Genomic DNA, 25,223 nt, shown 5'->3' on the forward strand with positions numbered 1-25,223 from the left:
GTGGGGGTGTGGGGGGTGTTTTTTTTTTGTGCCCGGGGGGGGGGGGGGGTGGTTTCTTGTCTCTTTTATTAAATACTAGTTCACCAACCACACGACCCGTCAGGCGAAGGCTTCCGGGGGCGGGCACGAACACACCAGGTTGCGGTCGCCTGCCGCGCCGTCGATGCGGCGGACCGGAGGCCAGATCTTCGCCTCCGCCGGGCCCGCCGGGAACACCGCGACCTCGCGGCTGTACGGCCGGTCCCACTCACCGGCGACACAGCGGGCCGTGTGCGGGGCCTGCCGCAGCGGGGACTCGGCCAGGGCCCACTCCCCCGCCGCGACCCGGTCGATCTCCGCGCGGATCGCGATCATCGCGGCGCAGAAGCGGTCCAGCTCGGCCAGGTCCTCGCTCTCGGTCGGCTCCACCATCAGCGTGCCCGGCACCGGGAACGACATCGTCGGCGCGTGCAACCCGTAGTCGGCCAGGCGCTTGGCCACGTCGTCGACCGTCACGCCGGTCGCCTTCGTCAGCGGCCGCAGGTCGAGGATGCACTCGTGCGCGACGAGCCCGCCGTGGCCCGCGTACAGCACCGGGAAGTGCTCCCCGAGGCGGCGGGCGATGTAGTTCGCGTTGGCCACCGCCACGAGCGTCGCCCGGCGCAAGCCGTCGGCCCCCATCATCCGGACGTACGCCCACGAGATCGGCAGGATCGACGCGCTTCCCCACGGCGCCGCGCTGACCGGGCCGACCCCGGTCGCCGGGCCCGCCGCCGGCTGCAGGGGGTGGTTCGGCAGGAACGGCGCCAGGTGCGCGCGGACGCCGATCGGCCCGACGCCGGGTCCGCCGCCGCCGTGCGGGATGCAGAACGTCTTGTGCAGGTTCAGGTGTGAGACGTCCGCGCCGAAGCGGCCGTACTGCGCCACGCCGATGAGCGCGTTGAGGTTGGCGCCGTCGACGTACACCTGCCCGCCCGCGTCGTGCACCAGCGCGCACACCTCGCCGACGGTGTCCTCGTAGACCCCGTGCGTCGACGGGTAGGTGATCATGATCGCGGCCAGGTCGGCGCGGTGGTCGTCCACAGTGGACCGGAGGTGGCCGAGGTCGATGTTCCCGTCGTCGTCGCAGGCGACGACGACCACCCGCATGCCCGCCATCACGGCGCTCGCCGCGTTGGTGCCGTGCGCGCTGGCCGGGATGAGGCAGACGTTCCGCTCGCCTTCGCCGCGCGAGCGGTGGTAGGCGCGGATGGCCAGCAGCCCGGCGAACTCGCCCTGGCTGCCCGCGTTGGGTTGCAGGGAAACCGTGTCGTAGCCGGTGATCCGGGCGAGCCACGCGCTCAGGTCGGCGACCACTGCCAGCAGCCCGGCGGCGTCCTCGGCGGGCGCGAACGGGTGCAGGCCGGCGAACTCCGGCCAGGTGATCGGCTCCATCTCCGCGGTGGCGTTGAGCTTCATGGTGCACGAGCCGAGCGGGATCATGCTGCGGTCGAGGGCGACGTCCTTGTCGGCCAGCCGGCGCAGGTAGCGCAGCAGCGCGGTTTCCGACCGATGGGTGTGGAACACCGGGTGGGTGAGGAAGCTGCTGGTGCGCCGCAGCGGGGCCGGGAGGGCGTCCGCGGTGTCGGCGTCGAGGCCGTCCACATCGGACACCGAGACACCGAACGCCTTCCACACGCAGGAAAGCCGCTCGCGGGTCGTCGTCTCGTCGCAGGCGACGCCGACGTGGTCGTCGTCGACGCGCCGGAGGTTGACGCCGAGGTCGCGGGCCGCCGCGACGACCGCGTCGGCCCGGCCCGGGACCGCGGCGGTGATCGTGTCGAAGAACTCGCCGTGCACGACGTCGACGCCGCCTTCGCAGAGGCCGGCGGCCAGCACGGTGGCCATCCGGTGGGCGCGCACGGCGATGTCGCGCAGCCCCTCCGGCCCGTGGTACACCGCGTACATCGACGCCATCACCGCGAGCAGGACCTGCGCGGTGCAGATGTTCGACGTCGCCTTCTCGCGGCGGATGTGCTGCTCCCGCGTCTGCAGGGCGAGCCGGTAGGCGGGGGCACCGTCGGCGTCGGCCGAGACGCCGACGAGCCGGCCCGGCAGCTGCCGCTCGAGGCCCTTCCGGACGGCGAGGTAGGCGGCGTGCGGGCCGCCGAAGCCGAGCGGGACGCCGAATCGCTGGGTCGACCCGACGGCGACGTCGGCGCCGAGCTCGCCGGGCGGCCGCAGCAGGGTCAGGGCGAGCGGGTCGGCGGCGACGATCACCGCGGCGCCGTGCTTCTTGGCGTCGGCGATCGTCAGGTCCAGTTCGCGCACCGCGCCGGACGCGCCGGGGTAGGCCAGCAGGATGCCGAAGAAGTCGCCGCCGAGGCCGAGGCCGGTCAGTCCCTGGGAGAGGTCCTCGACGACCAGTTCGACGCCGAGCGGCTCGGCGCGGGTGCGGAGCACGGCGAGGGTCTGCGGCAGGGTGTCGTGGTCGACGACGAACCGGTTCGAGGACGCCTTGCCCGCCCGGCGCACCAGCGTCATGGCTTCGGCCGCCGCGGTGGCTTCGTCGAGCATCGAGGCGTTGGCGACCGGCAGGCCGGTCAGGTCGGCGACCATGGTCTGGAAGTTGAGCAGCGCCTCGAGCCGCCCCTGGGAGATTTCCGGCTGGTAGGGCGTGTAGGCGGTGTACCAGGCGGGGTTCTCGAGGACGTTCCGCCGGATGACGGGCGGGGTGACGGTGTCGTGGTAGCCGAGGCCGATCATCTGGGCCATGGGCCGGTTGCGGCCGGCGAGCTCGCGCAGTTCGGCGAGCGCCTGGGCTTCGGTGGCGGCGGGCGGGAGCTCGAGCGGCCGCGCGGACCGGCGGAGCGACTCGGGGACGGCACGCTCGGAGAGCTCGTCGAGAGAAGCGACGCCGAGGACGTCGAGGATGCGGCGGAGGTCGTCCGGGCCGGGACCGATGTGCCGGTCGGCGAAGGGAAGCCCCTGTTCCAGGGAGGCGAGTGACGGTTCCACGATGGCCTCCTGGGGACGGCGGGGCTGGGCCCGGACTTCGCTGTCCTGGCCCTCCCCACTCTGTCCGTACCCCGAGGGGCGCCTGAGAGTTTCGCCCGCAGGTTGAACCGGGCTTGCACCGTCGGCGGGGCCATCAGGCTGTGTGCTGACGACCCGCTTTCCAGAGGCGTCTCGTCCGCGCGGTCCAGGGTGCCTGAGAGGTTCCGGGGAGGACTTGCTCCTTCGGCGCCGAGCTCAGTATGAGGCTCGGACTCTCCCGCGCGGATTCGTCGACCGCACGGTGAACCTTACTCCGTCCGCCGCAGCGGTGATCACCCGGTCCGGCGGGCGTTGCGGCGCTGGGTCAGCTCGTCCGGTTCGTGGGTCTCGACGACGCCGCCGTCGGCGCGTTCGGCCGGGAACTCGTGGATGGTGCCGCTGATTTCCTGCATGGCGCCGCTGACCGCGATGCCGAAGACGCCTTGGCCGCCCTGGAGCAGATCGACGATCTCCTCCGGCGAGGTGCACTCGTAGACGGTGGTGCCGTCGGAGAACAGCGTCACGCGCGCGAGGTCGCGGACCCCGCGGACGCGCAGGTGGTCGACGGCGACGCGGATGTTCTGCAGCGAGACCCCGGTGTCCAGCAGCCGCTTGACGACCTTGAGGACCAGGATGTCCTTGAACGAGTACAGCCGCTGCGAGCCGGAGCCGTGCGCGGTGCGGATGCTGGGTGCGACCAGCTTCGTCCGGGCCCAGTAGTCGAGCTGGCGGTAGGTGATCCCGGCGATCTGGCACGCGGCCGGGCCGCGGTAGCCCACCAGCTCGTCCGGCAGCGAGTTGTCGGGGAACAGCTCACCCTGCTCGCCACTCGCGACCTCAACAGGCTGCTTCTCGGAACCAGCCTCGACCACGCAAGCCTCCCCTCGCCCGACCTGGCGGCCGGCGAATGACAGCCGGACGGCCCCAGGAGCGGGACCCGCCGGAGATCAACCGCCACGATCCGGCCCCAGACCGTTAATGACACCGTGGCGATTTACCTCCTTCGACGGTAAGCGCCCGGACAGTGCCGGTCAACGCGACGCGCGGCAAGCCTCAACGGTCGGCTGAGCCTTTGCACCGTTCGCCGTACCCGCGATGGAGTGGTTCAAACCTGTTGCGCCGATTTACTCAGCCGAGTAACTTTTTACTCATGCAAGTAAACACCGACCTCATGGCGGAACTGGGGCTCAGCGGCACCGAGGCGGCCCGCCGCGCGCAGATCATCGGGGCGACCATCGGCGTCCTCGCCGACCTCGGGTACCGCCGGACGACGTTCGCCAAGATCAAGGAGCGGGCCGGGCTCAGCAGCACCCGGCTGATCTCGTACCACTTCACGAACAAGGCCGGCCTGATGCAGGCCGTGCTGAGCACGGTGGTCGAGACGAAGAACGAGTTCCTGAAGGAACGCACCGGCGGCGGGCTCGATCCCGCAGACCGCCCCGGTTACCTGCGGGCGCACATCGAGACGTCGATCGCGTTCCTGCGCGCGTACCCGGAGTGCGTCCGCGTGCTGACCGAGCTGTCGGCCAACGCCGACGACGAGGACGGCTGGGTGATGACGAAGGTGCTGGTCGACGACATGCGCGTGCACGGCCTCGCGCGTCAGCTCAAGCAGGGACAGGCCGAAGGCGTGTTCGGCGAGTTCACGCCGGAGGTGATGGCGATGTCCATCGCGCAGGCGATCGACGGGGTGGCCGCGGCGTACGCGGCCGACCCGTCGCTCGACCTGGAGACCTACGGGCGCGAGGTGGCGGACACCTTCGTCAAAGCGACGGCACCGTGAGGGCGCGGTCGAGGCGCTCTTCGATGCGGGCCTTCGGGAACGCGCCGACGATCGTCTCGACCGGCTCGCCACCGCGGAAGAGGATCATCGTGGGCAGCGACATGACCTGGTAGGAGCGGGTGGTCTCCGGGTTCTCGTCGGCGTTGATCTTGCGGACGGCGAGCGTCCCGGCCCGCTCGGCGGCCAGCTGCTCCAGCACCGGGCCGACCATCCGGCACGGGCCGCACCAGGTGGCCCAGAACTCGACCAGCACGGGGACGTCGCTGCCGACGACCTCGGCGAACGTGGCGTCGGTGACTTCGCTGACTGTGGTGTTTTCGGACACGAGGGGCTCCTTCACGGGCGCGGGGAAGCGGGCACGACACACGGATCGGGCGCTTGCCGGGCGAGCGCGCCGGCGAGTTTCGCGGCCAGCTCGCCGCGGATGCCGCCGAGCCGCGCGAGGAGCGCGTCGGCTTCTTCGAGCTTGCGGCGGTAGACCTCGATCGAACTCGCGCAGGAGTCGCCGGTTTCGTGGCCACTGCGCAGGCACTCGACGAACGGGCGGGTCTCCTCGAGGGTCAGGCCGACCGTCTGCAGGGTCTGGATTTCCTTGACCAGCTGGAGGTCTTCCTCGTCGTACTCGCGGTAGCCGTTCGCCGCGCGACGGGCCGCCAGGAGGCCCTGGGACTCGTAAAAACGCAGCGCACGGGTGGTGACACCCGTGCGCTGCGCAAGCTCTCCGATCCGCATGCCCCCGACGCTAGACGTTGACGTCCGCGTCAAGGCAAGTTCTGATGCTCTGCCGCGGGAGAAAGCGGGGGTCCGGGGGCGAGCCCCCGGGCGGGGTCTGGGGGGTTGCACCCCCAGACGAAACCGCGAAGGGCTTTGGCGAGCGCTCCACGCGAGCACATCCCACCCAAGCCCGAAGCGTCTCAGGTGTCGGCCCCGCGGAAGTCTTCCGGAGACACCGAGTCGAGGAACTCGCGGAACTTCTCGACCTCGTCCTCCTGCTCGTCCGGGATGATCAGGCCGGCCTCTTCCAGCACCGCGTCGACGGCGTGGATGGGGACGCCGATCCGCAGGGCCAGCGCGACCGAGTCGCTCGGCCGGGCGGACACCCGGATGTCGCCGTCGAAGACCAGTTCCGCGAAGAACGTGCCTTCCTTGAGGTCGGTGATGACGACCTGCTCGAGCTCCCGGCCGAGCGCACCGATGACCTCTTTCAGCAGGTCATGGGTGAGCGGACGGGCGGGCCGGACTCCCTGTTGCTCCAAGGCGATGGCGGTCGCTTCGACCGAGCCGATCCAGATCGGCAGGTACCGTTCACCCTCGGTCTCCCGCAGCAGCAAGATCGGCTGATTCGCGGGCAGCTCGACCCGCACACCGACGACGCGCATTTCGCTCATCGGGCTTCGCCTCCCTCTCGTGCACGCGGGCGCAGGTGCTGGAACGTCTCGGCGCCGCCACTGCCGACGCTACCCGTCATTCCCACGCTGTGCTCGCTGTCGAGACTATCTCGGTTCGCCTGCCGCAAACCCCTGCCTTCACGGTACGGCATGCGGCACCGAACATTCAGTCATTGACATGGGACCGCAAAGAGGATCTCACTGCCCCGTTACGGATCAACACCCCGTGACGCCGCGGATTCCCGCCTTGACGAGGAGCGTGTGGAGCGTCACGGACAGTGCCGCGACCTCCCGGACCACCTCGTCGGCCCTGGACTTCGCTTCCGGGTCACGGTGCCGATACACCGGTGTCACGATCTGCTCCAGCAACCCGACCTCGCGGTCGGCCGCGGCGCGGAAGGCACGCAGGTGTCTCGGCTCGATACCGAATTCGGTCATCGCCTTCACCGTGCGCGCGACCAGCACCGCGTCCGGGTCGAAGAACCCGGCGGGGCCGGGCCGGACCAGGCCGTACTGCTGCAGCTCGGCCAGCGCGGCGGCGTCGATGCCGGCCTGCTCCAGGAGCTCCTCCTGGGTCAGGCGCAGCTCCTTGGCCGCGGCGAAGTCGTCCGCCACGGGGAGGCCGACGTTCTCGGCCGGCGCGTCGATCGGCACCAGCCGGCGCGGCGGGCGGGGCAGGGCCGCGGTGGGCTCGGCGCCCGAGTCCACCGCGTCCAGCTGCTCCTTGATGACCTTCAACGGGAGGTAGTGGTCCCGCTGGGCGGCCAGGACGAACCGCAGGCGCTCCACGTCCGCCGCGGCGAACTGCCGGTAGCCCGAGGGCGTCCGGCCCGGCGTGACCAGGCCTTCCGCTTCGAGGAACCGGATCTTGGAGATGGTGACATCGGGGAAGTCCCCGCGCAGCTGCGCGAGTACCGCCCCGATGCTCAGTCCGTGGTTCTGTGGCCGCCCGGCCGCCGTCACTGCGCCCCCTGGCCCCCGTGACCCGGGCCGGTCAGGAAGACCAGGCGGAACTTGCCGATCTGCACCTCGTCGCCGCCGGCGAGGACGGCCTGGTCGACCGGCTCGCGGTTGACGTAGGTGCCGTTGAGGCTGCCGACGTCGATGACGACGAACTCGCCGCCCTCGCGCCGGAACTCCGCGTGCCGCCGGGAGACCGTGACGTCGTCCAGGAAGATGTCGCTGTCCGGGTGCCGCCCGGCACTGGTGGTGTCGCGGTCGAGCAGGAACCGCGAACCCGCGTTGGGTCCGCGCTTCACGACCAGCAGGGCCGAACCCGGCGGCAGGGCGTCGACACCCTGGACCGGCGCCTCCGCGGCCGGGGCGGGCTCGTGGCCTTCGGCTTCGGCCAGGAAGTCGGCCCGGAAGACAGAGGTCCGCTCCGGAGACTGCTCCGGGGGAACGCCGCCGGGCCCGTCGTTCGTGCTCACCTGAGCTCTCCTCCACACATGCTGTGATGCCTAGTACTCAAGAACGTGTAGCTGCCAACGTACCGTGCCTGATCGATTCTCCGAGCCCCGGCTCCCCGAACCGGCGGAGCGGGCTTCAGCCGTTGGTCAGAGCGTCGTACGCCTCGGCTTCGAGCAGGGCTTCCAGGCCCGCCGGGTCGTCGAGCCGGATCTCGATGAGCCAGCCCTCGCCGTAGGGGTCGCTGTTGATCAGCTCGGGCGAGTCGGCGACGGCGTCGTTCACCGCCACGACCTCGCCGTCGACGGGCGCGAACAGCTCGGAAACGCTCTTGGTCGACTCGACCTCGCCGAACACGTCGCCCGCGCTCACCTGGCGGCCGACCTCGGGCAGGTCGACGAAGACGACGTCGCCGAGCTGGTCCTGGGCGTACTCGGTGATGCCGATGCGGACGAGGGTGTCCTCGCCGCGGGTGGCGACCCACTCGTGTTCCTCGGTGTAGCGAAGCTCTTCTGGAGCGGACACCAGCGGTCCCCTTTCATGCCCTCACTGGCGAAACGTGCTGGGCGAAGTCTTACACCCACACGGCGCAGCCGCCCGGCACGGGCCGGGAAAAGGTGGCGCTGAGTCGCCGGCGGGGCTTGGCGAGGCCGGCTACGGCTGGGCCACGCGGGGGACGGTGGGCGCGCGGCAGGCCGGAACCCGGGCGCCCCTGCGGCGGCCTGGCAGGCAGTGGCCGCCCGGCAGGCAGCGGCGCGGAGCGTGGGCCGGCGCGGACCGGCCCGGGCCTCACTCCTCCTGAGCGGCGACCCCGCGCAGGGCGTTGCGCGCCTGGACCACGTACAGCACGCCCGACCACACGTACAGGACCGCACCCCAGATGGTGAACGCGTAGCCGATCGGCCGGGCCACCGCCGCCACGTCCGAGCCGCCCTGCGCGAGCAGCAGGAACGGGAACGCGTACATCAGCACGAACGTCGCGCCCTTGCCGATGTACGTCACCTCCGGTGGGGCGAAGCCGCGGCGGCGCAGCACGACCACGCACACCCCCAGCACCGCTTCGCGCAGCACCAGCGGCACCACCACCCACCACGGGATGATGCCGCGGACCAGGAACGCGATCAGCGTCGCGAGGATGTAGAGCCGGTCGGCCGCCGGGTCGAGCAGCTGGCCGAGCCGGGACATCTGGTTGAGCCAGCGGGCCAGCTTGCCGTCGAGCCAGTCGGTCAGCGCGCTGAACACCAGCAGCGCGAGCGCCCAGCCGTCCTCCTCCGGCCCCAGCAGCAGCCACAGGAACACCGGGACGCCGGCGAGCCGCAGCAGCGACAGCATGTTGGGGACGTTGAACGCCTGCTTCAGCAGGGACGGCTCGGCGGCGCTCGCCTGAGCGGCTGGTTCGGGTGCGGCTGTGCTCACCCGCCCAGCGTAGTCAGCAGGCGCGGCGGCGGCTCCAGCCGCGCCGCTGCAGTTCGGCGCTGCTCAGCGCCTCGGGACGGCCCCGGTAGTCGGTGCCGATCCAGCGGGTGCGGCCGGGGCGCGCCTCCAGGACGTACGGCCGCCCGCAGCACCAGACGACGCTGCTGGGGACGGTCGGCGGGCCGGCCGGGCCGGTGGTCTCGGCGGTGCTGGTTTCGGGGCTGGTCACAGCGTCGGAGTTCATCGCTCTCACGGGCTCGGGACGGGTGTCGGGGACGGGAAGCTCGTCGGCCTCCACCAAGATCTTCGGCACGCGGAGCCGGATCGTTAACGGGCGCGGCCGGAATTAGACCGATCGATTCTTGATGGCAGCGTGAGGTTTCGGAGCGTGAACGGAATGTTAATCGTCCACTGTGGACGGTGAGGGAGTGCCCACCGTGACCGGTCGCCACCCGGCTGGAGTAATCTGCGGCACACCTGTGGGCGAGCCGCTCCACGGCGCCCCGCCCCGGATGGGCCAGAATGACCGGGTCCACCTGACCGGGGAGGAAACGATCGCGGTGCCCCACCCGACCACCACGAGGACGTGGCGGCCGCTGCTCGCCGCCTGCCTCGCCGTACCCGCGCTCGCGGCCTGCTCCGGCGAGCCGGCCGCGCCGGCCCCGGTCCCGTCGGCCCCCTCTTCGACGTCCGCGGTGGCGTCGGCCTCGACCACCGCTCCCCCGCCGCCGCCCGCCGGCGACAGCTCGTCCGCGCCCGCGCCGGTGACGAAGCCGTCCGGGGCGCCGCCGTCGGTGCCCGGGTCCTGCGGCACGGTGACCGCCGCCAGCGGGCTGACGCTCTACGTGTTCGACAGCGGCTCGGCCGGCGTCAGCTGCGCCGCGGCGACGAAGCTCGTCGGCGACTTCCACCGCAAGATCGCCGGGCGCCAGGGCGCCGGCTCGAACGACGCGGTGAACGAGACCGTCGACGGCTGGCTGTGCACCTCCGGGCCGCCCGCCGCGCAGGGCGGCACCACCTGCACGAAGGGCGAGCAGACGGTGTTCGCCGCCGTCGTGCCCTCCGAGTGACCCCTCCCGATCCGTTCCCGCTCCTGAAGGGCCCATGAAGACATTCGCCTACCCCCTGCTGCTCGTCGCCGCGACCGCCCTCCTGGCCGGCTGCGGCGGCGGTGACCCTGTGCCCGCCGCGCCGTCCTCCGGCGAGCCCGCGCCGGTCCCCGCCGCGGCCGCGGCGGCCGGGTCGACGGCACCCGGCGTGCCGTGCGGCGACGTCACCGGCACGGGCGGCGCGAAGACGGCGGTCGTCGCGCACGGCCAGGTCGACTGCGCCGCGGCGACCGAGCTGCTGAAGGACTACTTCGCGAAGCTGACGCCGGCCGACGCGAACGACGCCGACGGCCCGGGCCCGATCGTCCTCGGCGAATGGACGTGCGGCAGCGGCGCCGGCGACCCGGTGACGGCGTGCTCGACCGAGGACGGCCGCCAGGTCGAGGGCACCCGCGGCTGACCAGCGCCCCAATGTGGCCTTCGGTGCGTGTGACGCACCGAAGGCCACATTGGGTGCGTGAGACGCAACCAAGGCCACATTGGGGCGCTCCGGCGGTCAGGACTTGAGGTCGGGGAAGTCCTCCTCGCGGAACTCCGTGCCGGCCCCGCGGGCCGGGTCGTTCTCGCGGCCCCGCAGCTCGACGCGGCGGATCTTGCCCGAGATCGTCTTCGGCAGCTCCGCGAACTCCAGCCGCCGGATCCGCTTGTACGGCGCCAGGTGCTCGCGGCAGTACGCGAGGATCGATCGCGCCGTCGCGGCGTCCGGCGAGAAGCCCGACGCCAGCACGACGTACGCCTTGGGCACCGCGAGCCGGATCGGGTCCGGTGCCGGGACCACCGCCGCCTCCGCCACGGCCTCGTGCTCGATCAGCACGCTCTCCAGCTCGAACGGCGAGATCCGGTAGTCCGACGCCTTGAACACGTCGTCCGTGCGCCCGACGTAGGTGATGTAGCCGCGTTCGTCGATCGAGCCGACGTCGCCGGTGTGGTAGAAGCCGTCCGCGAAGGCGGCCGACGTGCGCTCGTCGTCGTCCGCGTAGCCCGTCATCAGCCCCACCGGGCGGTGCTGCAGGTCGAGGCAGATCTCGCCTTCCGAAGCGCGCTTCCCGGACACCGGGTCGACCAGCGCCACCACGAACCCGGGCAGCGGGCGGCCCATCGAGCCGGGCACGACGTCCTGACCCGGCGTGTTGGCGATCTGGACGCTGCTCTCCGTCTGACCGAAGCCGTCGCGGATGGTGACGCCCCACGACTTCCGGACCTGCTCGATCACCTCAGGGTTGAGCGGCTCCCCCGCCCCGACGACCTTCTTCGGCGGCGTCTTCAGCGCCGTCAGGTCGGCCTGGATGAGCATCCGCCACACCGTCGGCGGCGCGCAGAAGCTCGTGACACCGCACCGTTCCATCTGCGCCATCAGCGCGGCCGCGTCGAAGCGGCCGTAGTTGTAGAGGAACACCGTCGCCTCGGCGTTCCACGGCGCGAAGAAGTTGCTCCACGCGTGCTTGGCCCAGCCCGGCGAAGAGATGTTCAGGTGGACGTCGCCCGGTTCGAGGCCGATCCAGTACATCGTGGACAGGTGGCCGACCGGGTAGGAGACGTGCGTGTGCTGCACCAGCTTCGGCTTCGCCGTCGTGCCGGAGGTGAAGTAGAGCAGCAGGGGGTCGCCGGCCTTCGTCGGCGCGTCCGGGGTGAACTCGGGGGACTCCGCGAACGCGGCCGAGTACCGCTCCCAGCCCTCGACCGGCTCCCCCACGGCGATCCGCGTGTAGTCGCCGGCGACGTCGGCGAACTTCGGCGCGTCCACCGAGCGGACCACGACGTGCTTGGCCGCGCCGCGCTCCACCCGGTCGGTCAGGTCGGCCGGGCCGAGCAGCGTCGACGCCGGGATGATCACCGCGCCGAGCTTGATCGCGGCGAGGATGGTCTCCCACAGCTCGCCCTGGTTGCCCAGCATGAGGATCAGCCGGTCGCCGCGGCGGACGCCGAGCGAGCGCAGCCAGTTCGCGACCTGGTTGGACCGGCCGGACATCTCCGGGTAGGTCCAGCGGTTCTCGCTGCCGTCCTCCTCGACGATCCACAGCGCGTACCGCTCGGCGTTGTCCGGGTCGTGCGCGACGACGTCGAACCAGTCGATCGCCCAGTTGAACTCGTCGAGCTCCGGCCACGCGAAGTCGCGGTAGGCCGTCTCGTAGTCCTCGCGGTGGGCCTGCAGGTAGTCCCGCGCGACGCGGAACGCGTGGTGGACCTCCGAAGCGGTCACGGCTGCCTCCTAGTTACTCGCCCTTGAACTCCGGCGGGCGGCGCTCCAGGAACGCCTGGACCGCTTCGCCGAGGTCCTTGCTGGGCAGGAACGCCGAGTTCCACGCCGCGACGTACCGGAGGCCGTCGGCGACCTGGCGCTCGGTGTTCGTCGCCAGTACCTGCTTCGTACCCTGCACCACGAGCGGCGGGTTCGCAGCGATCTCCCCGGCGAGTTCCCGCGCGGCCTGCAGCAGCGCGTCCTGGTCGGCGTAGACGTCGTTGACGAGCCCGATCTTCTCGGCGCGCGCGGCGTCGATGTCCTTGCCGGTCAGGGCCAGCTCCCGCAGGTGGCCCTCGCCGATGATCGAGGCGAGCCGCTGGAGGCTCCCGAGGTCGGCCACGATGGCGACACGCACCTCGCGGACGCTGAACTTGGCGTCCGCGCTGGCCAGCCGGACGTCCGCGGCCGCGACGACGTCGACCCCGCCGCCGATGCACCAGCCCGAAACGGCCGCTACGACCGGTTTGCGGCATTCCGCGATCGAGCTGACCGCCGCCTGCAGCGACCGGACCTGGTCGAGGAAGGCCGTCCGCGGGCCGGCCAGGTTCTCGCCGCCGAGCATCGGCGCCCAGTCGCCCATCATCGCCGGCAGGTCGAGGCCGTAGGAGAAGTGCTTGCCGCCACCGGTCAGCACGACCGCCCTGACCTGCGGGTCGGCGTCCAGCGCGCGGAAGACCAGCGGCAGCTCGCGCCAGAAGTCCGGGCCCATCGCGTTGCCCTTCGACGGGCCGAGAAGCGTCACTTCGGCCACGGGGCCGGCGACGTCGACCTTCAGGGAGACGAGGTCGGGCAAGCTGTCAGCAGTAGCGGTCATGGGGGTCATCTTCACCCATGACCGCGCCGGGCCGCCATTGGCGCCTTGTCAACTGACGCGCGAGTCACTGTGCCAACGTGGTCAGGGGATGTTTTCCTGAACGCAGGCGATCACGACACAGGGAAGGACGGTGGGACATGAGCCCGGCCGGCAGCGCGACCGCGATCGAGCCCGATCCCCCCGCCGCCCCGGCGCGGCGCGCGTCCCGCCCGATCGAGCTGACCGGCTCGTTCGAGCACGAGGGGCACCGGCTCTGGTACACGGAGTTCGGCAGCGGCGACCGCGTCGTCGTGCTCACCCACGGCATCATGCTGACCCGCCGGATGCACGCGCCCCTCGCGCGCCGGCTGGCCCGCGCGGGGTTCCGGGTGGTCACGCTCGACCTGCTCGGCCACGGCGACTCCGACCGGCCGACCGAGTCGTGGCTCTACTCGATGCCGTCGTTCGCGGAGCAGACCCTCGCGCTGCTGGACCACCTGGAGGTCTCCTCGGCCGTCATCGGCGGGACGTCGCTGGGCGCGAACGTCTCGCTGGAAGTCGCGGTCAAGGACCCTTCGCGGGTGCGCGGGCTGATCGTCGAGATGCCGGTGCTGGACAACGCGATCGTGGCGGGGCTGATCACGTTCGCGCCGCTGCTGATGGCGGCCCGGTTCCTGCCGGTGACGGTCCAGGCGGTGGCGCTGGCGGCGTCCCTGGTGCCGCACGGCAACCAGTGGGTCGACGTCGTGACCGACACGCTCTCGCAGCGTCCCGCGCCGATGGCGGCGCTGCTGCACGGGGTGCTGTTCGGCCGGATCGCGCCGCCGAAGTCGGTCCGCCGCAAGATCACGACGCGGGCGCTGGTGATCGGCCACCAGGGCGACCCGATCCACCCGTTCGGCGACGCGGACACCCTCGCGATCGACATGCCGGACGCGGAGTTCGTCCAGGCCCGCAGCCCGGTGGAGCTGAGGTTCGACCCGACCCGGCTGTCCGACGCGATCCGGGACTTCGCGGCGAGCTGCTACGAGGACTGAGCTGCCGCTGGTGTGGGTGACCGGGGCCGGCGGACCGGCCGCGCGATCCTCACCGCCGCCGCGCCCCTCAGGAAGCGCGAACCGGAGCGAGCCCGGCCACCGGGCCGATCACGATGATCGCCGGCGGGCGGACGCCCGAAGCCGCCGCGTCCGTGACCACCGTGTCCAATGTGGACCGCAGGGTGCGCTGGGTGCGCATGGTGCCGTCCTCGACGATCGCCACCGGGGTGTCCGCCGGGCGGCCGCCGTCCAGCAGGGCCTTCGCGAACTGCGGCAGCCGCTCCACGCCCATCATCAGCACGATCGTGCCGCGCATCCGGGCCAGCAGCTCCCAGTCGACCAGCGACCGGTCGTCGCCCGGGGCGACGTGGCCGGAGACCACCACCACCTCGTGGGCGACGCCGCGGTGCGTGACCGGGACGTCCGCCACCGCCGGGACCGCGAACGCGCTCGTGATGCCCGGGACCATCGTCACCGGGACGCCCGCCTCGGCGCAGGCCAGCACCTCTTCGAAGCCGCGGCCGAACAGGTACGGGTCGCCGCCCTTGAGGCGGACCACGAACTTGCCTTCCTTGGCCTTCTCGATCAGCGTCTGGTTGATGACGTCCTGGCTGGCCGCCCGGCCGTAGGGGATCTTCGCGGCGTCGACGACCTCGACCTCGGGGGCGAGCTCGTCGAGCAGCTCGCGCGGCCCCAGGCGATCGACCACGACGACGTCGGCGCGCGAGAGCAGCCGGCGGCCGCGGACCGTGATCAGCTCCGGGTCGCCCGGGCCGCCGCCGACCAGGGCCACCCCGGGCAGGGTGCCCTCGGGGTGCGGCTGACGGCCGTCTTCGATCGTGCCGTTGTGGAGGCCGTCGAGCATCGAGTCGCGGACGGCCGCGGAGCGCAGCGGCTCGCCGCCGGACAGGACGCCGAACAGCAGGCCGCCGTGCCTGCCGGACGCCGGGGTGACCGCGGAACCGGACTCGCCCTCGTCGGCGCGGACGCAGAAGACCCGCTCGCGCTCGGCCTCGGCGCAGATCGCCGCGTTCACCTCGGGGTCGTTCGTGCAGGCCAGGGCGTACCAAGCAGCCCGAAGGTCACCCTCGGTGTAGCCGCGCTGGTGCCAGACCAGCTCGCCCGCGTCCGCCATCCCCTGCACCGACGGCGTCGTGTGCGGCGACACCAGTTCGATGCGCGCGCCCGCGCTGATCAGCCGCGGTAGCCGCCGTTGCGCCACGGTGCCGCCGCCGAACACGACAACGCGGCGGCCGGTGAGCTGGAGGCCGGAAAGGTAGTGCGGGTCGTCCATGGGCGGGAGTTTATTGGCGGTCCACCCGTGCGCCAGCCCAGCGTGGGTCACGCCACCCGGGAACCTCCCGGGTGGCGTGACGCCGTCAGCTGGTCCGGCCCGGTGCCGGGTACGGCAGCAGGGCCATCTCCCGCGCGTTCTTGATCGCCGTCGCGACCCGCTTCTGCTGCTGCGGGGTCAGCCCCGTCACGCGGCGGGCGCGGATCTTGCCCCGGTCCGAAATGAACTTCCGGAGCAGATCGACGTCCTTCCAGTCGACCTCGGTGATCCGGTTGGCGTGCAACAGGTTCACCTTGCGCTTGCCCGGGCGGTCCCGGTTCGGCTTCGGCATCCCGCTCACCAGCTCGACTTCGTGACGCCGGGCAGCTCGCCCCGATGGGCGGCCGCCCGCACCTTCACCCGGGACAGCCCGAACTTCCGCAGGTAGCCGCGGGGGCGCCCGTCGGCGGCGTCGCGGTTGCGGATGCGCGTCGGGCTCGCGTCACGCGGCAGCTTCTGCAGCGCGACCACCGCCGAAGCCTTCTCCTCCGGGGACGCCGACGGCGACGCGATGACCGCCTTCAACGAGCGCCACCGTTCGACGTACCGCGCCGCGACCACCTTCCGCTGCTCGTTCTTCGCGATCATCGACTTCTTGGCCATCAGCGCTCTTCCTTGAACTCGACGTGCTTGCGCGCGACCGGGTCGTACTTGCGCAGGACCATCCGGTCGGGGTCGTTCCGCCGGTTCTTCTTCGTGACGTACGTGAAGCCCGTACCCGCGGTGGACCGCAGCTTGATGATCGGGCGGACGTCGGTGCTCTTCGCCATTACAGCTTCACTCCCCTTGCCTTCAGTTCGGCCACGACGGCCTCGATGCCGCGCTTGTCGATCGTCTTCATGCCCTTGGCGGAGACGCGCAGCCGCACCCAGCGGCCTTCACCGGGCACGAAGTAGCGACGGTTCTGCAGGTTCGGCTCCCAGCGCCGGGACGTGCGGCGGTGCGAGCGCGAGACCTGCTTGCCGAAGCCCGGCTTGCGGCCGGTGACCTGGCACACGGCGGACACGGGACCTCCCTAGTTGATAGTGGTTGTCGTTTTCATTTACTCTGACGCACCGTACCCCGCCCGTATTCCTGGAGCGCAAGTGACCCACCACCCCCGCGTCCCGCTCGTCCTCGTGAGCGGGCTCGCCCCGGGCCCGAACGCCGCGCTGGCCGAACTGCTGCGCGTGGCCGAGCCCGGCACCGCCGTCGTCCACCACGACCTGCGCGAGATCCACTCCGGCGTCGTCCGCCGCCGGCTGCGGCTCGAGCAGCGCGACCAGCTGACCGTGCTCGAGCCGGCGCACGGCTGCGTGTCCTGCACGCTGCGCGAAGACCTGCTCCCGCTGCTGCGGCGCCTCGCGCGGATGCCGCAGGTGCGCCGGATCGTCGTCCGGCTCGACGAGGCCATGGAGCCGGAACCGGTGAGCTGGGCGATCCGCAACGTCCTGGTCGGCGACCACCCGGTGCGCGACGACGTCGACCTGCGCGCGGTGCTCACCGTCGTCGACTGCGCGACCTTCCTCGCCGACGCGACCGGCGACGACGTCCTGGCCGAACGGAACCTGCAGGCCAGCCCCGAGGACGAGCGCACGGTCGCCCAGGTGGCGCTCTCGCAGGCCGAGTTCGCCGACGTCCTGGTGCTGGCCGGCGCGGCCCCCGACGCGTGGACCGCCGCGAAGGCGGCCGCGGTCCTCGACCGGGTCGCGCCGTCCGTCCCGCGGGTCGAGCTGACCCGGATCGACGGGCACAGCGTGCTCGACGCCGTGCCCGCGGACGCCCGCCGCGGCGAGGTCTCCGACATGCACGGCGCCCTCCTGCGCGGCGAGCCGCCGGTGCACGTCGACTGCGGCATCGGGCTGGTCACCTTCACCGCGCAGCGGCCATTCCACCCCGAGCGGCTGCACGACGCGCTGGACGTGCTGCTCGACGGCGTCGTCCGGACCCGCGGGCGCGCGTGGGTGGCGAGCCGGCCGGACGTCGCGTTCTGGATCGAGTCGGCGGGCGGCGGGCTGGGCATCGGCCACGCCGGGCCGTGGCTCGCCGCCCCGGACGGTCCGGAGTGGACGGACGTCTCCCCCGAGCGCCGGACGCTGGCGTCCCTGCGGTGGCACCCGGTGCACGGCGACCGCGCGCAGGAGCTCGTCGTCGTGACGGACCAGACAACGCCCGACGAGATCGATGCGGCCCTGCGCGGCGCTCTACTGACCGAAGAGGAACTCGCGGCAGGACCCGAGGCGTGGGCGCGCTACCCCGACCCGTTCGGCGACTGGCACGAAGAACCGTGCGAGGACGCCGAACCCGACCCGGCGCGGCACGACGCGACCGCGGCGAACCGAAAGGAAGACCAGTGAAGACCGGAATCCACCCCGATTACCACCCCGTGGTGTTCAAGGACTCGTCCACCGGCGACGGTTTCCTGACCCGCTCGACCATCACCTCCGACAAGACGATCGAGTGGACCGACGGGAACACCTACCCGCTCGTCATGGTCGACATCAGCTCGTGGTCGCACCCGTTCTGGACCGGCACCCAGCGGATCATGGACAGCGCCGGCCAGGTCGAGAAGTTCCACCGCCGCTACGGGAAGCGGGGGACGCGCTGATGGCCGTCCCCAAGCGGAAGAAGTCGCGCAGCAACACCCGCTCCCGGCGGTCGCAGTGGAAGGCGGCGGTGCCGGACCTGGTGCCGATCAAGGTCGGCGGCGAGGTCCGGCTGGTTCCGCGCCGGCTGATGCGGCACTTCCACTCGTGACCGTTCCGGTCACGGTGCTGTCCGGTTTCCTCGGCGCGGGCAAGACGACTCTGCTCAACCACATCCTCGCCAACCGGGCGGGGCTGCGGGTCGCGGTGATCGTCAACGACATGAGCGAGGTCAACATCGACGCGGCGCTCGTGCGTTCGCGCGAGCGCCTCGTCGAGCTGACCAACGGGTGCATCTGCTGCACCCTGCGGGAGGATCTCCTCGAAGAGGTGGCCGCGCTCTGCTCGGACGACCGCTTCGACCACGTCCTGATCGAGTCGAGCGGGATTTCCGAGCCGATGCCGGTGGCGGCGACGTTCACGTTCCTGGACGGCGTCGCCCACCTCGACACCATGGTGACCGTGGTGGACGCGGCGAGCTTCGCCCGCGAACTGGCCGGCGGCGACTCCCTCGTGGAGCGCCGGCTCGACCAGTACGAAGGCGACGAGCGGACGGTCGGCGACCTGCTGATCGACCAGGTCGAGTTCGCCGACGTCCTGCTGCTCAACAAGACGGACCTCGTCCCCGACGCCGACCGCCTGGTGGCGATGCTGCGGCGGCTCAACCCCGCCGCGGACGTCGTCACCGGCAGCTTCGGGAAGGTGCCCCTCGACCGGGTCTTCGGGACCGGCCGGTACGACGCCGAACGGGCTCAGGAGGCGCCCGGCTGGGTGGCCGAGCTGAACGGCGACCACGTGCCGGAGACCGAGGAGTACGGCATCTCCAGCGTCGTCTTCCGCGCCGCGCGGGCGTTCGACCCGGTGGCGCTGTGGGACTTCGTGACGCGGCGGCTCGACTCGGGCGAGTTCGGGACTGTGTTGCGGAGCAAGGGGTTCTTCGCGCTGGCGTCCCGACCCGGGGTGACCGGGCTGTGGTCCCAGGCCGGCGCGGTGGTGCGGTTCGAGCCGCAGGGGGTGGCCGCGGAACCGCGGCAGGAACTGGTGTTCATCGGCGTGGACCTGGCCGGAGAGGCGCTCCTCGCGGCCCTGCGCGGCTGCCTCGGAGAGGCAAACGGGCCGGACCCGTTCCCCGAGTGGGAGCCCGTGCACGTCCACTAAGCAGCCGACCGGGCGAAACGTCCGAGTTGATCAACCCAGGTTTATCAGTCTAGGTTGACTATCGTGACGGACGAGGAGCTCCTCCAGGCGAGCGCGGACCTGCGCGTCGCGCTGGGCCGGGTGATCCGGCGGTTGCGGCAGGGGTACGTCGTCGGGGAGCTGACGCTGCCCGAACGGTCGGTGCTCTCCCGGCTCGACCGGGAGGGCCCGGCCACCCCGGGGTGCCTCGCCGACCTCGAACGCGTCAAGCCGCAGGCCATGGGCGTGACCCTGGCCGGGCTGGTCGAGCGTGGGCTCGTCGAGCGGCGCAAGGACGACTCCGACGGCCGCAAGGTGCTGATGTCGGTCACCGAAACCGGGGTCAAGCTGCTCACCGACCGCCGTTCGCGGACGACGCGGAAGATGGCGAGCGCGCTGGCCGAGAAGTTCACCGCGGCCGAGCAACGCGAGCTGATCACGGCCATCCCGCTCATCGAACGGCTGGCGGACGAGCTGTGACGGTGACCGAAGCCCCGAGCCGCTACAAGTGGGTCGCGCTCTCGAACACCACGCTCGGCGTGCTGATGTCCGCGCTCGACGGCTCGATCGTGATCATCTCGCTGCCGGCGATCTTCCGCGGCATCGGCCTCGACCCGCTCGCCCCGGGCAACATCGGCTACCTGCTCTGGATGATCCTCGGCTACCTGCTGGTGCAGGCCGTGCTCGTGGTGACGCTCGGACGGCTCGGGGACATGTTCGGCCGGGTCAAGATGTACAACCTCGGCTTCGTCGTCTTCAGCGTCGCGTCGGTGGCCTTGTCGTTCGACCCGTTCCACGCCGGCGGCGGCGCGCTGTGGCTGATCGGCTGGCGGGTCGTGCAGGCCGTCGGCGGGTCGATGCTGACGGCGAACTCGGCCGCCATCCTGACCGACGCCTTCCCCGCCGAGCAGCGCGGGATGGCGCTCGGCGTCAACCAGATCACCGCGCTGGCCGGGCAGTTCCTCGGCCTGGTCGTCGGCGGGCTGCTCGCCGAGATCGACTGGCGCGCGGTGTTCTGGGTGAGCGTCCCGTTCGGGCTGCTCGGCACGATCTGGTCGATCCGCAGCCTCCGCGAGGTCGGGACGCCGAAACGCGCGAAGGTCGACTGGGGCGGCAACGTCACCTTCGCCGCCGGGACCGCAGTGCTGCTCGCCGCGATCACCTACGGCATCCAGCCCCACGGCGGCGCCGCCACCGGCTGGGGCAACCCGTGGGTGCTCGGCGGGATCGGCGCCGGCGTGCTGCTGCTCCTGCTGTTCGGCGTCATCGAAACCCGGGTCGCCGCGCCGATGTTCCAGCTCGGCCTGTTCAAGATCCGCGCGTTCGCCGCCGGCAACATCGCCGCGCTGCTGACTTCGGTGGCTCGTGGCGGCATGCAGTTCATGCTCATCATCTGGCTGCAGGGCATCTGGCTGCCCCTGCACGGCTTCGACTACGAGCGGACACCGCTGTGGGCGGGCATCTACCTGCTGCCGTTGACCGTGGGCTTCCTGGTCGCCGGGCCGGTGTCGGGCTACCTGTCCGACCGGTTCGGGGCGCGGCTGTTCTCCACCGGCGGCCTGCTGCTGGTCGCGGCGGCGTTCCTCGGGCTGCTGGCGTTGCCCGTCGATTTCCCGTACCCGGCGTTCGCCGCGCTGCTCGTCGTCAGCGGGATCGGCCAGGGTATGTTCTCCGCGCCCAACACGTCGGCGATCATGAGCAGCGTGCCGACCGAGCAGCGCGGGGTCGCCTCCGGCATGCGGGCGACGTTCCAGAACTCCGGGACGTCGCTGTCCATCGGCGTGTTCTTCTCGCTGATGATCGCCGGGCTGGCTTCGTCGCTCCCGCAGACGCTGACCGGTGGGCTGCAGGCCCACGGCGTCCCGGCGGCCGTCGCCGACGGCGTCGCCCAGCTGCCGCCGGTCAGCACGCTGTTCGCGGCGTTCCTCGGCAGCAACCCGGTCGGGCACCTGCTCGGCCCGGACGTCCTGGCCGGCCTCTCCCCGGCCGACCGGAGCGCGCTCACCGGCGGGGAGTTCTTCCCGCGGCTCGTGTCCGGCCCGTTCCACCACGGCCTGGTGGTCGTGTTCACCGCGGCCGCGGTGATGGCCGTCGTCGCCGCGGTGGCGTCCGCCTCGCGCGGCAAGCGCTACTTCCACACCCCCGAGGGATCGAAGGAGAACCGATGACCGACGAGATCGTCGCCGGGACCGTCACCATCACCGGCCACGGCGGGGACGAGCTCGAGGCGTACCTGGCCAAGCCGACCGACGACACCCCGCGCGGCGGCGTCGTGGTGATCCACCACATGCCCGGCTACGACGCGGCGACGAAGGAGATGGTGCGCCGCTTCGCCGTCGAGGGCTACAACGCGCTTTGCCCGAACCTGTACACGCGCGAAGCGCCGGGCGCGGACCCGGACGACGCGGCGGCGACCGTCCGCGCGGCCGGCGGCATCCCGGACGACCGCCTGGTCGGCGACGTCTCGGGCGCGGCGGACTACCTGCGCGCGCTGGAGAACGCCAACGGCCGGGTCGGCGTGATCGGGCACTGCTCGGGCGGGCGGCACGCGTTCCTGTCCGCGTGTTCCCTGGACCTCGACGCGGCCGTCGACTGCTACGGCGCCTTCGTCGTCAACGACCCGCCGGAGGCCATGAAGCAGATGAAACCGCTGCTGGGCCTGGCCCCGCAGCTGTCGTGCCCGCTGCTGGGCATCTTCGGCGCGGACGACCAGTTCCCGAGCCCGGACGAGGTCGCCGTGCTGGCGGCCGAACTGGAGAAGCTGGGCAAGGAGCACGAGTTCCACACCTACGCGGGCGCGGGCCACGCGTTCTTCGCGGTCGACCGCCCGAGCTACCGGCCGGAAGCCGCCAAGGACGGCTGGGAACGCATCCTCGACTTCTACTCCCGCACGCTGACCGCCTGAGAGGACCTCGCTCATGTGCACTTACCTGACGGAGAAGTTCGAACTCGAGGGCAGCGGCAAGGGCGCCCGCGGCTGGTTCCGGCTGAACGAGGGAACCGTGTACGTCGACCACCCGGTCCACGCGCCGTACGCGCACACGGTGAACATCGACTTCCGGAATCCGGGCTTGGGCCCGTCGGCTCGCGTCGCCCTGGAACTCACCGAAGAGGACGCCCTCGCGCTGGCGGACGCCATCCACGCGGCCGTCAAGTCGGCGCCCGCCGGCCTGGCTTCGCGGAACCAGTGAGTCAGGGCGTGTAGAGCGCGCCCAGGAACTCGAGCAGCAGCCGCTCCCGCAACGGCGCCGGTGCCGTTGCGAGGAGCGCGTTGATCTCCGCCATCCGGTCCGGCAGTCGCGAAGCGCCGCCGAGACCCGCGGCGGCGAGGAGGCCCGCGAACTGCTCCGACGTCAGCGTCTCCGGATCCAACGCGGCGACGAACTCGGCGACGGCGGGATCGACGACCACCGGTCCCGCCGCGCGGGCCGCGTCCACCGAAGCCGCGAGGTCGGTCAGGAACTCCTTCTCGCTGCCGTGGTTGGCCGCCGTCACCGTCAGGTGCAGGTTCACCGGCGACGACAGATGAGCGAACTGCGGTTGGACGTACCAGCCCCGGACCTTCATCTCGTCGGCCACGGTGAACAGGTCGAAGCCGTCTTCGGCACCGGTGAACGCGATCAGCGTCGACACCGGGTCGCCCAGTACCCGCAGGCCCGGCACTTCGGAGATGCCGGACCGGATCCGGGAAACCGCTTCCCGCGTGGACTCCGCCAACGCCAGGTAGCCCTCGGAGCCGAGGTGGCGCACCACCGCCCACGCCGCCGCGAGGGGACCGCCCGAGCGGGTGCTCTGGATCGTCGTGTTCAGCATCGTGTAGCCGGGCCAGGCCGCACTGGCGAAGTAGTGCGAACGCCGCAGCTCCGCCGACGCGTGCAGCAGCACCGACGTCCCCTTTGGACAGTACGCGTACTTGTGCAGGTCCACCGAGATGCTCGTGACGCCGGGGACGCGGAAGTCGAACGGCGGCACGTCGGCGCCGAGACGGGCGAAGTACGGCAGCACCCAGCCGCCGATGCACGCGTCGACGTGCATCCGGACCCCGCGCGCCGAAGCCGCCGCGGCGATTTCGGCGATCGGGTCGAGCACGCCGTGCGCGTACGACGGCGCGCTCGCCACCACCAGCACCGTCGAGCCGTCGATCGCCGCGGCCATCGCCGCCGGGTCGGCGCGGAAGGTCACCGGGTCGACCGGGACGTCGATCCGCCGCAGCCCGAACAGGTGCGCCGCCTTGTGGAACGCCGCGTGCGCGGTCGTCGGCAGCACGATCGACGGCGCCGCGATCTCCGGGTGCGCGTCCCGAGCCGCGAGCACCGCCAGCAGGCACGACTCCGTGCCGCCGGAGGTCACGGACCCGACCACGCCGGGAACGTCGCCGAGCAACGCGGAAGCCGCGGAGACGAGGTCGTTCTCCATGCGCAGCAGGCTCGGGAACGCCGTCGGGTCGAGGCCGTTGGCCGACGACGCCAGCGCGTGCGCGGCCGCGCCAAGGGAGTCCACTTCGGACAGACCACTGTCGTAGACGTACGCCAGGGTGCGGCCGCCGTGCGTCGGCAGGTCACCCGCCCGCAGCTCGCGCAGTTCCGCGAGGACGTCGTCAGGCCGGCTCATGCCGCGGCTCCAGGACCTTGCGCCGCAGCAGCGGCAGCGCCAGCGCGATCAGCAGGCCGGGGATGACCGACGACCCGATCAGGATCGCGACGATCGCGCTGTGCGGCTGGAACGCCGTGGCGTCCGTGCTCGACACGTACCCGCCGAACGCGAGGATCAGCGCCCACAGCCCGCCGCCGAAGGCCAGCCCGAGCGTCTCCCCCGCCGTCCACACGCCGGCCGCGATCCCCGCGCGGGTCTCGCCGGTGCGTTCCTCCTCGGCGGTGATCAGGTCCGGCAGGATGGCCAGCGGGAACACCGAGATCCCGGCGTACCCGACGCCGCACAGCGCCACGAAGACGAACGTCAGCACCAGCGGGATCGACTGGGCGAACACCAGTCCCAGCAGGCCGATCGCGAACGCCCCGGTCGCGAGGCGGAAGCCGTTCAGCTTGCCGACGCGGTCGCCCAGGCGCGGCCACAGCGGCATGGTGACCAGGGCCGGGCCGACGAAGATGACGAACAGGATCGTGCCGTAGGCGTCGTCGCCGAGGATGCGCTGGGCGAAGAACGGGATCGCGGCGAGCACGGTGCCGATGCCCAGCGCCTGGATGAAGTACGTGCCGAGCAGCCACCGGAACGGCCGCCAGCCGGCCAGCGTGCTGACGAGTTCCTTCAGGCTCACGGTGTTCGGCCGCAGCGAACCGACGGGCGCGTCCTTGAGCCCGAAGTACACCAGCAGCGTCGCGGCCAGCACGATCAGCCCGATCACCACGGCCATCACCCGGTAGCCGGCGACGCCCTCGATCGCGGCGGTGATCGCCGGGGCGCCGCCGCCGCAGACCAGGATCGTCACGGCCAGCACGCCGATCCGGACGCTGGTGAGCTTGGTGCGCTCGGTCGCGTCCTCGGTCAGCTCGGCGGGCAGCGCGTTGAACGGGACCTGGAACAGCGCGTACGCCGTGGCGCAGGCGGCGAACAGGACCGCCACGTACAGCGCGTCCGGCAGCGGGTTCCCGAAGCCGGGGTGGGCGAACATCGCCGCGAACAGGATCGCGACGCCGACACCGCCGATCAGCAGGAAGCGGCGCCGGCTGCCGGTCTTGAGCAGGTCGGCGTCGGACAGCCGGCCGGCGACCGGGTTGAAGAAGAAGTCCCAGGCCTTGGGCACGAACACGATGGCGGCGGCCCAGCCGGCGGGCACGGCCATGGTGTCGGTCAGGTACTTGACCAGGACCAGGCCGGGCACCGTGCCGAAGGACCCGGTGACGAACGAGCCGAGCGAATAGCGGAACCTCGTCCGGCCGGACAGCGTCGCCATGGTCCTCCTC

The 25,223-nt window shown here is 71.6% G+C and carries 31 protein-coding genes and 1 riboswitch; of the genes, 12 read left to right on the plus strand and 19 right to left on the minus strand.

Annotated features, from left to right (window positions below; translation table 11 throughout):
- Window positions 1–99 precede the first annotated feature (99 nt).
- Both gcvP and AB0J40_RS25405 read right to left on the minus strand, forming a co-directional pair.
- Window positions 100–2,976 carry an aminomethyl-transferring glycine dehydrogenase gene (gcvP, locus tag AB0J40_RS25400; RefSeq protein WP_364457130.1) on the minus strand — a complete coding sequence of 959 codons (2,877 nt, stop codon included), beginning with the start codon at window positions 2,974–2,976 and terminating at the stop codon, window positions 100–102.
- Between the two features lie 170 nt (window positions 2,977–3,146).
- Window positions 3,147–3,245: riboswitch (glycine riboswitch) on the minus strand.
- Window positions 3,246–3,287: 42 nt separating this feature from the next.
- The gene (locus tag AB0J40_RS25405; RefSeq protein WP_308210239.1) at window positions 3,288–3,866 is read right to left on the minus strand and encodes a MerR family transcriptional regulator; all 579 of its coding nucleotides are present in this window, start codon (window positions 3,864–3,866) and stop codon (window positions 3,288–3,290) included.
- Window positions 3,867–4,165: 299 nt separating this feature from the next.
- On the opposite strand from AB0J40_RS25405, the gene AB0J40_RS25410 reads away from it, so the two are divergent.
- Window positions 4,166–4,777 carry a TetR/AcrR family transcriptional regulator gene (locus tag AB0J40_RS25410; RefSeq protein ID WP_364457317.1) on the plus strand — a complete coding sequence of 204 codons (612 nt, stop codon included), beginning with the start codon at window positions 4,166–4,168 and terminating at the stop codon, window positions 4,775–4,777.
- Here the strand turns inward: AB0J40_RS25410 and trxA are convergent.
- From trxA to AB0J40_RS25450, 8 genes are all read right to left on the minus strand, one after another.
- Window positions 4,758–5,102 (minus strand): thioredoxin, encoded by a 345-nt coding sequence (gene trxA, locus AB0J40_RS25415; protein ID WP_364457132.1) that lies wholly within the window; start codon window positions 5,100–5,102, stop codon window positions 4,758–4,760. The two genes, AB0J40_RS25410 and trxA, sit on opposite strands and share 20 nt — an antisense overlap.
- A gap of 11 nt (window positions 5,103–5,113) precedes the next feature.
- Entirely contained in the window at window positions 5,114–5,509 is a 396-nt protein-coding gene (locus AB0J40_RS25420; protein ID WP_364457134.1) for a MerR family transcriptional regulator, read from the minus strand.
- Between the two features lie 182 nt (window positions 5,510–5,691).
- Window positions 5,692–6,165, minus strand: a complete 474-nt coding sequence (locus tag AB0J40_RS25425; RefSeq protein WP_009078856.1) for a bifunctional nuclease family protein — start codon at window positions 6,163–6,165, stop codon at window positions 5,692–5,694.
- A gap of 216 nt (window positions 6,166–6,381) precedes the next feature.
- Window positions 6,382–7,128: a MerR family transcriptional regulator gene (locus AB0J40_RS25430; RefSeq protein ID WP_364457136.1), complete on the minus strand. Its 747-nt coding sequence runs from the start codon at window positions 7,126–7,128 to the stop codon at window positions 6,382–6,384.
- On the minus strand, window positions 7,125–7,595 hold the full coding sequence (gene garA, locus AB0J40_RS25435) for a glycogen accumulation regulator GarA (protein WP_086679381.1): 471 nt from the start codon (window positions 7,593–7,595) through the stop codon (window positions 7,125–7,127). The genes AB0J40_RS25430 and garA overlap by 4 nt, the downstream gene beginning before the upstream one ends.
- A gap of 115 nt (window positions 7,596–7,710) precedes the next feature.
- Entirely contained in the window at window positions 7,711–8,097 is a 387-nt protein-coding gene (gcvH, locus tag AB0J40_RS25440; protein WP_364457138.1) for a glycine cleavage system protein GcvH, read from the minus strand.
- Between the two features lie 264 nt (window positions 8,098–8,361).
- Window positions 8,362–8,988: a CDP-alcohol phosphatidyltransferase family protein gene (locus AB0J40_RS25445; protein ID WP_364457140.1), complete on the minus strand. Its 627-nt coding sequence runs from the start codon at window positions 8,986–8,988 to the stop codon at window positions 8,362–8,364.
- A gap of 13 nt (window positions 8,989–9,001) precedes the next feature.
- Window positions 9,002–9,232, minus strand: a complete 231-nt coding sequence (locus tag AB0J40_RS25450; RefSeq protein ID WP_364457142.1) for a hypothetical protein — start codon at window positions 9,230–9,232, stop codon at window positions 9,002–9,004.
- Window positions 9,233–9,548: 316 nt separating this feature from the next.
- On the opposite strand from AB0J40_RS25450, the gene AB0J40_RS25455 reads away from it, so the two are divergent.
- Together AB0J40_RS25455 and AB0J40_RS25460 are read left to right on the plus strand one after the other, a co-directional pair.
- Window positions 9,549–10,058, plus strand: a complete 510-nt coding sequence (locus AB0J40_RS25455; RefSeq protein ID WP_364457319.1) for a hypothetical protein — start codon at window positions 9,549–9,551, stop codon at window positions 10,056–10,058.
- 34 nt (window positions 10,059–10,092) lie between these two features.
- Window positions 10,093–10,497, plus strand: a complete 405-nt coding sequence (locus AB0J40_RS25460) for a hypothetical protein (RefSeq protein WP_364457144.1) — start codon at window positions 10,093–10,095, stop codon at window positions 10,495–10,497.
- A 96-nt stretch (window positions 10,498–10,593) separates the two neighbouring features.
- On the opposite strand, the gene AB0J40_RS25465 is transcribed toward AB0J40_RS25460, so the two are convergent.
- Both AB0J40_RS25465 and AB0J40_RS25470 read right to left on the minus strand, forming a co-directional pair.
- Window positions 10,594–12,297, minus strand: a complete 1,704-nt coding sequence (locus tag AB0J40_RS25465) for an AMP-binding protein (RefSeq protein ID WP_364457146.1) — start codon at window positions 12,295–12,297, stop codon at window positions 10,594–10,596.
- Window positions 12,298–12,310: 13 nt separating this feature from the next.
- Window positions 12,311–13,153: a crotonase/enoyl-CoA hydratase family protein gene (locus AB0J40_RS25470; RefSeq protein WP_364457148.1), complete on the minus strand. Its 843-nt coding sequence runs from the start codon at window positions 13,151–13,153 to the stop codon at window positions 12,311–12,313.
- Window positions 13,154–13,290: 137 nt separating this feature from the next.
- Here AB0J40_RS25470 and AB0J40_RS25475 point away from each other — a divergent pair, with 137 nt between their 5' ends.
- Window positions 13,291–14,169 carry an alpha/beta fold hydrolase gene (locus tag AB0J40_RS25475; RefSeq protein WP_364457150.1) on the plus strand — a complete coding sequence of 293 codons (879 nt, stop codon included), beginning with the start codon at window positions 13,291–13,293 and terminating at the stop codon, window positions 14,167–14,169.
- Between the two features lie 67 nt (window positions 14,170–14,236).
- Here the strand turns inward: AB0J40_RS25475 and cobA are convergent, their stop codons facing one another.
- From cobA to rpmB, 5 genes are all read right to left on the minus strand, one after another.
- The gene (cobA, locus tag AB0J40_RS25480) at window positions 14,237–15,463 is read right to left on the minus strand and encodes a uroporphyrinogen-III C-methyltransferase (protein ID WP_364457152.1); all 1,227 of its coding nucleotides are present in this window, start codon (window positions 15,461–15,463) and stop codon (window positions 14,237–14,239) included.
- Between the two features lie 85 nt (window positions 15,464–15,548).
- Window positions 15,549–15,803 carry a 30S ribosomal protein S18 gene (gene rpsR / locus AB0J40_RS25485; RefSeq protein WP_364457154.1) on the minus strand — a complete coding sequence of 85 codons (255 nt, stop codon included), beginning with the start codon at window positions 15,801–15,803 and terminating at the stop codon, window positions 15,549–15,551.
- Window positions 15,800–16,105, minus strand: coding sequence for a 30S ribosomal protein S14 (gene rpsN, locus AB0J40_RS25490; protein WP_364457156.1), 306 nt, complete (start codon window positions 16,103–16,105; stop codon window positions 15,800–15,802). The genes rpsR and rpsN overlap by 4 nt, the downstream gene beginning before the upstream one ends.
- Complete coding sequence (rpmG, locus tag AB0J40_RS25495; protein WP_086678646.1) at window positions 16,105–16,272, minus strand: 50S ribosomal protein L33; 168 nt, start codon at window positions 16,270–16,272, stop codon at window positions 16,105–16,107. The genes rpsN and rpmG overlap by 1 nt, the downstream gene beginning before the upstream one ends.
- Window positions 16,272–16,508 carry a 50S ribosomal protein L28 gene (rpmB, locus tag AB0J40_RS25500; RefSeq protein WP_364457158.1) on the minus strand — a complete coding sequence of 79 codons (237 nt, stop codon included), beginning with the start codon at window positions 16,506–16,508 and terminating at the stop codon, window positions 16,272–16,274. The genes rpmG and rpmB overlap by 1 nt, the downstream gene beginning before the upstream one ends.
- Window positions 16,509–16,587: 79 nt before the next feature.
- Between rpmB and AB0J40_RS25505 the strand changes: the two genes are divergently transcribed.
- The 8 genes from AB0J40_RS25505 (at window position 16,588) to AB0J40_RS25540 (ending at window position 22,493) form a co-directional block, all read left to right on the plus strand.
- Window positions 16,588–17,838 carry a GTP-binding protein gene (locus tag AB0J40_RS25505; protein ID WP_364457160.1) on the plus strand — a complete coding sequence of 417 codons (1,251 nt, stop codon included), beginning with the start codon at window positions 16,588–16,590 and terminating at the stop codon, window positions 17,836–17,838.
- Window positions 17,835–18,089, plus strand: coding sequence for a type B 50S ribosomal protein L31 (locus AB0J40_RS25510; RefSeq protein WP_364457161.1), 255 nt, complete (start codon window positions 17,835–17,837; stop codon window positions 18,087–18,089). The genes AB0J40_RS25505 and AB0J40_RS25510 overlap by 4 nt, the downstream gene beginning before the upstream one ends.
- Entirely contained in the window at window positions 18,089–18,238 is a 150-nt protein-coding gene (rpmF, locus tag AB0J40_RS25515; protein WP_364457163.1) for a 50S ribosomal protein L32, read from the plus strand. The genes AB0J40_RS25510 and rpmF overlap by 1 nt, the downstream gene beginning before the upstream one ends.
- Window positions 18,235–19,284, plus strand: a complete 1,050-nt coding sequence (locus tag AB0J40_RS25520) for a GTP-binding protein (RefSeq protein ID WP_364457165.1) — start codon at window positions 18,235–18,237, stop codon at window positions 19,282–19,284. Before rpmF ends, AB0J40_RS25520 begins: the two co-directional genes overlap by 4 nt.
- A gap of 63 nt (window positions 19,285–19,347) precedes the next feature.
- A complete protein-coding gene (locus AB0J40_RS25525; RefSeq protein ID WP_364457167.1) occupies window positions 19,348–19,782 on the plus strand; it encodes a MarR family transcriptional regulator in 435 nt (144 codons plus the stop codon).
- 2 nt (window positions 19,783–19,784) lie between these two features.
- The gene (locus AB0J40_RS25530) at window positions 19,785–21,470 is read left to right on the plus strand and encodes an MFS transporter (RefSeq protein WP_364457169.1); all 1,686 of its coding nucleotides are present in this window, start codon (window positions 19,785–19,787) and stop codon (window positions 21,468–21,470) included.
- Window positions 21,467–22,207 carry a dienelactone hydrolase family protein gene (locus AB0J40_RS25535; protein WP_364457171.1) on the plus strand — a complete coding sequence of 247 codons (741 nt, stop codon included), beginning with the start codon at window positions 21,467–21,469 and terminating at the stop codon, window positions 22,205–22,207. Before AB0J40_RS25530 ends, AB0J40_RS25535 begins: the two co-directional genes overlap by 4 nt.
- A gap of 13 nt (window positions 22,208–22,220) precedes the next feature.
- Window positions 22,221–22,493: a DUF6295 family protein gene (locus tag AB0J40_RS25540; protein ID WP_364457173.1), complete on the plus strand. Its 273-nt coding sequence runs from the start codon at window positions 22,221–22,223 to the stop codon at window positions 22,491–22,493.
- A gap of 1 nt (window position 22,494) precedes the next feature.
- On the opposite strand, the gene AB0J40_RS25545 is transcribed toward AB0J40_RS25540, so the two are convergent.
- Window positions 22,495–23,913, minus strand: coding sequence for an aminotransferase class V-fold PLP-dependent enzyme (locus tag AB0J40_RS25545; RefSeq protein ID WP_364457174.1), 1,419 nt, complete (start codon window positions 23,911–23,913; stop codon window positions 22,495–22,497).
- Entirely contained in the window at window positions 23,900–25,213 is a 1,314-nt protein-coding gene (locus AB0J40_RS25550; protein ID WP_364457175.1) for an MFS transporter, read from the minus strand. Before AB0J40_RS25550 ends, AB0J40_RS25545 begins: the two co-directional genes overlap by 14 nt.
- Window positions 25,214–25,223 lie beyond the last annotated feature (10 nt).

The sequence above is a fragment of the Amycolatopsis sp. NPDC049691 genome, from assembly GCF_040675005.1.
In the GTDB taxonomy this organism is placed as follows: Bacteria; Actinomycetota; Actinomycetes; order Mycobacteriales; family Pseudonocardiaceae; genus Amycolatopsis.

Bases quoted from the DNA above. Each gene is read 5' to 3' on its own strand.
- AB0J40_RS25410 (WP_364457317.1), top strand. From the start codon at position 4,166: ATGGCGGAACTGGGGCTCAGCGGCACCGAGGCGGCCCGCCGCGCGCAG.
- AB0J40_RS25420 (WP_364457134.1), bottom strand. From the start codon at position 5,509: ATGCGGATCGGAGAGCTTGCGCAGCGCACGGGTGTCACCACCCGTGCG.
- AB0J40_RS25425 (WP_009078856.1), bottom strand. From the start codon at position 6,165: ATGAGCGAAATGCGCGTCGTCGGTGTGCGGGTCGAGCTGCCCGCGAAT.
- AB0J40_RS25450 (WP_364457142.1), bottom strand. From the start codon at position 9,232: ATGAACTCCGACGCTGTGACCAGCCCCGAAACCAGCACCGCCGAGACC.
- AB0J40_RS25460 (WP_364457144.1), top strand. From the start codon at position 10,093: ATGAAGACATTCGCCTACCCCCTGCTGCTCGTCGCCGCGACCGCCCTC.
- AB0J40_RS25470 (WP_364457148.1), bottom strand. From the start codon at position 13,153: ATGACCGCTACTGCTGACAGCTTGCCCGACCTCGTCTCCCTGAAGGTC.
- AB0J40_RS25475 (WP_364457150.1), top strand. From the start codon at position 13,291: ATGAGCCCGGCCGGCAGCGCGACCGCGATCGAGCCCGATCCCCCCGCC.
- cobA (WP_364457152.1), bottom strand. From the start codon at position 15,463: ATGGACGACCCGCACTACCTTTCCGGCCTCCAGCTCACCGGCCGCCGC.
- rpsN (WP_364457156.1), bottom strand. From the start codon at position 16,105: ATGGCCAAGAAGTCGATGATCGCGAAGAACGAGCAGCGGAAGGTGGTC.
- rpmG (WP_086678646.1), bottom strand. From the start codon at position 16,272: ATGGCGAAGAGCACCGACGTCCGCCCGATCATCAAGCTGCGGTCCACC.
- rpmF (WP_364457163.1), top strand. From the start codon at position 18,089: ATGGCCGTCCCCAAGCGGAAGAAGTCGCGCAGCAACACCCGCTCCCGG.
- AB0J40_RS25535 (WP_364457171.1), top strand. From the start codon at position 21,467: ATGACCGACGAGATCGTCGCCGGGACCGTCACCATCACCGGCCACGGC.
- AB0J40_RS25540 (WP_364457173.1), top strand. From the start codon at position 22,221: ATGTGCACTTACCTGACGGAGAAGTTCGAACTCGAGGGCAGCGGCAAG.
- AB0J40_RS25545 (WP_364457174.1), bottom strand. From the start codon at position 23,913: ATGAGCCGGCCTGACGACGTCCTCGCGGAACTGCGCGAGCTGCGGGCG.
- AB0J40_RS25550 (WP_364457175.1), bottom strand. From the start codon at position 25,213: ATGGCGACGCTGTCCGGCCGGACGAGGTTCCGCTATTCGCTCGGCTCG.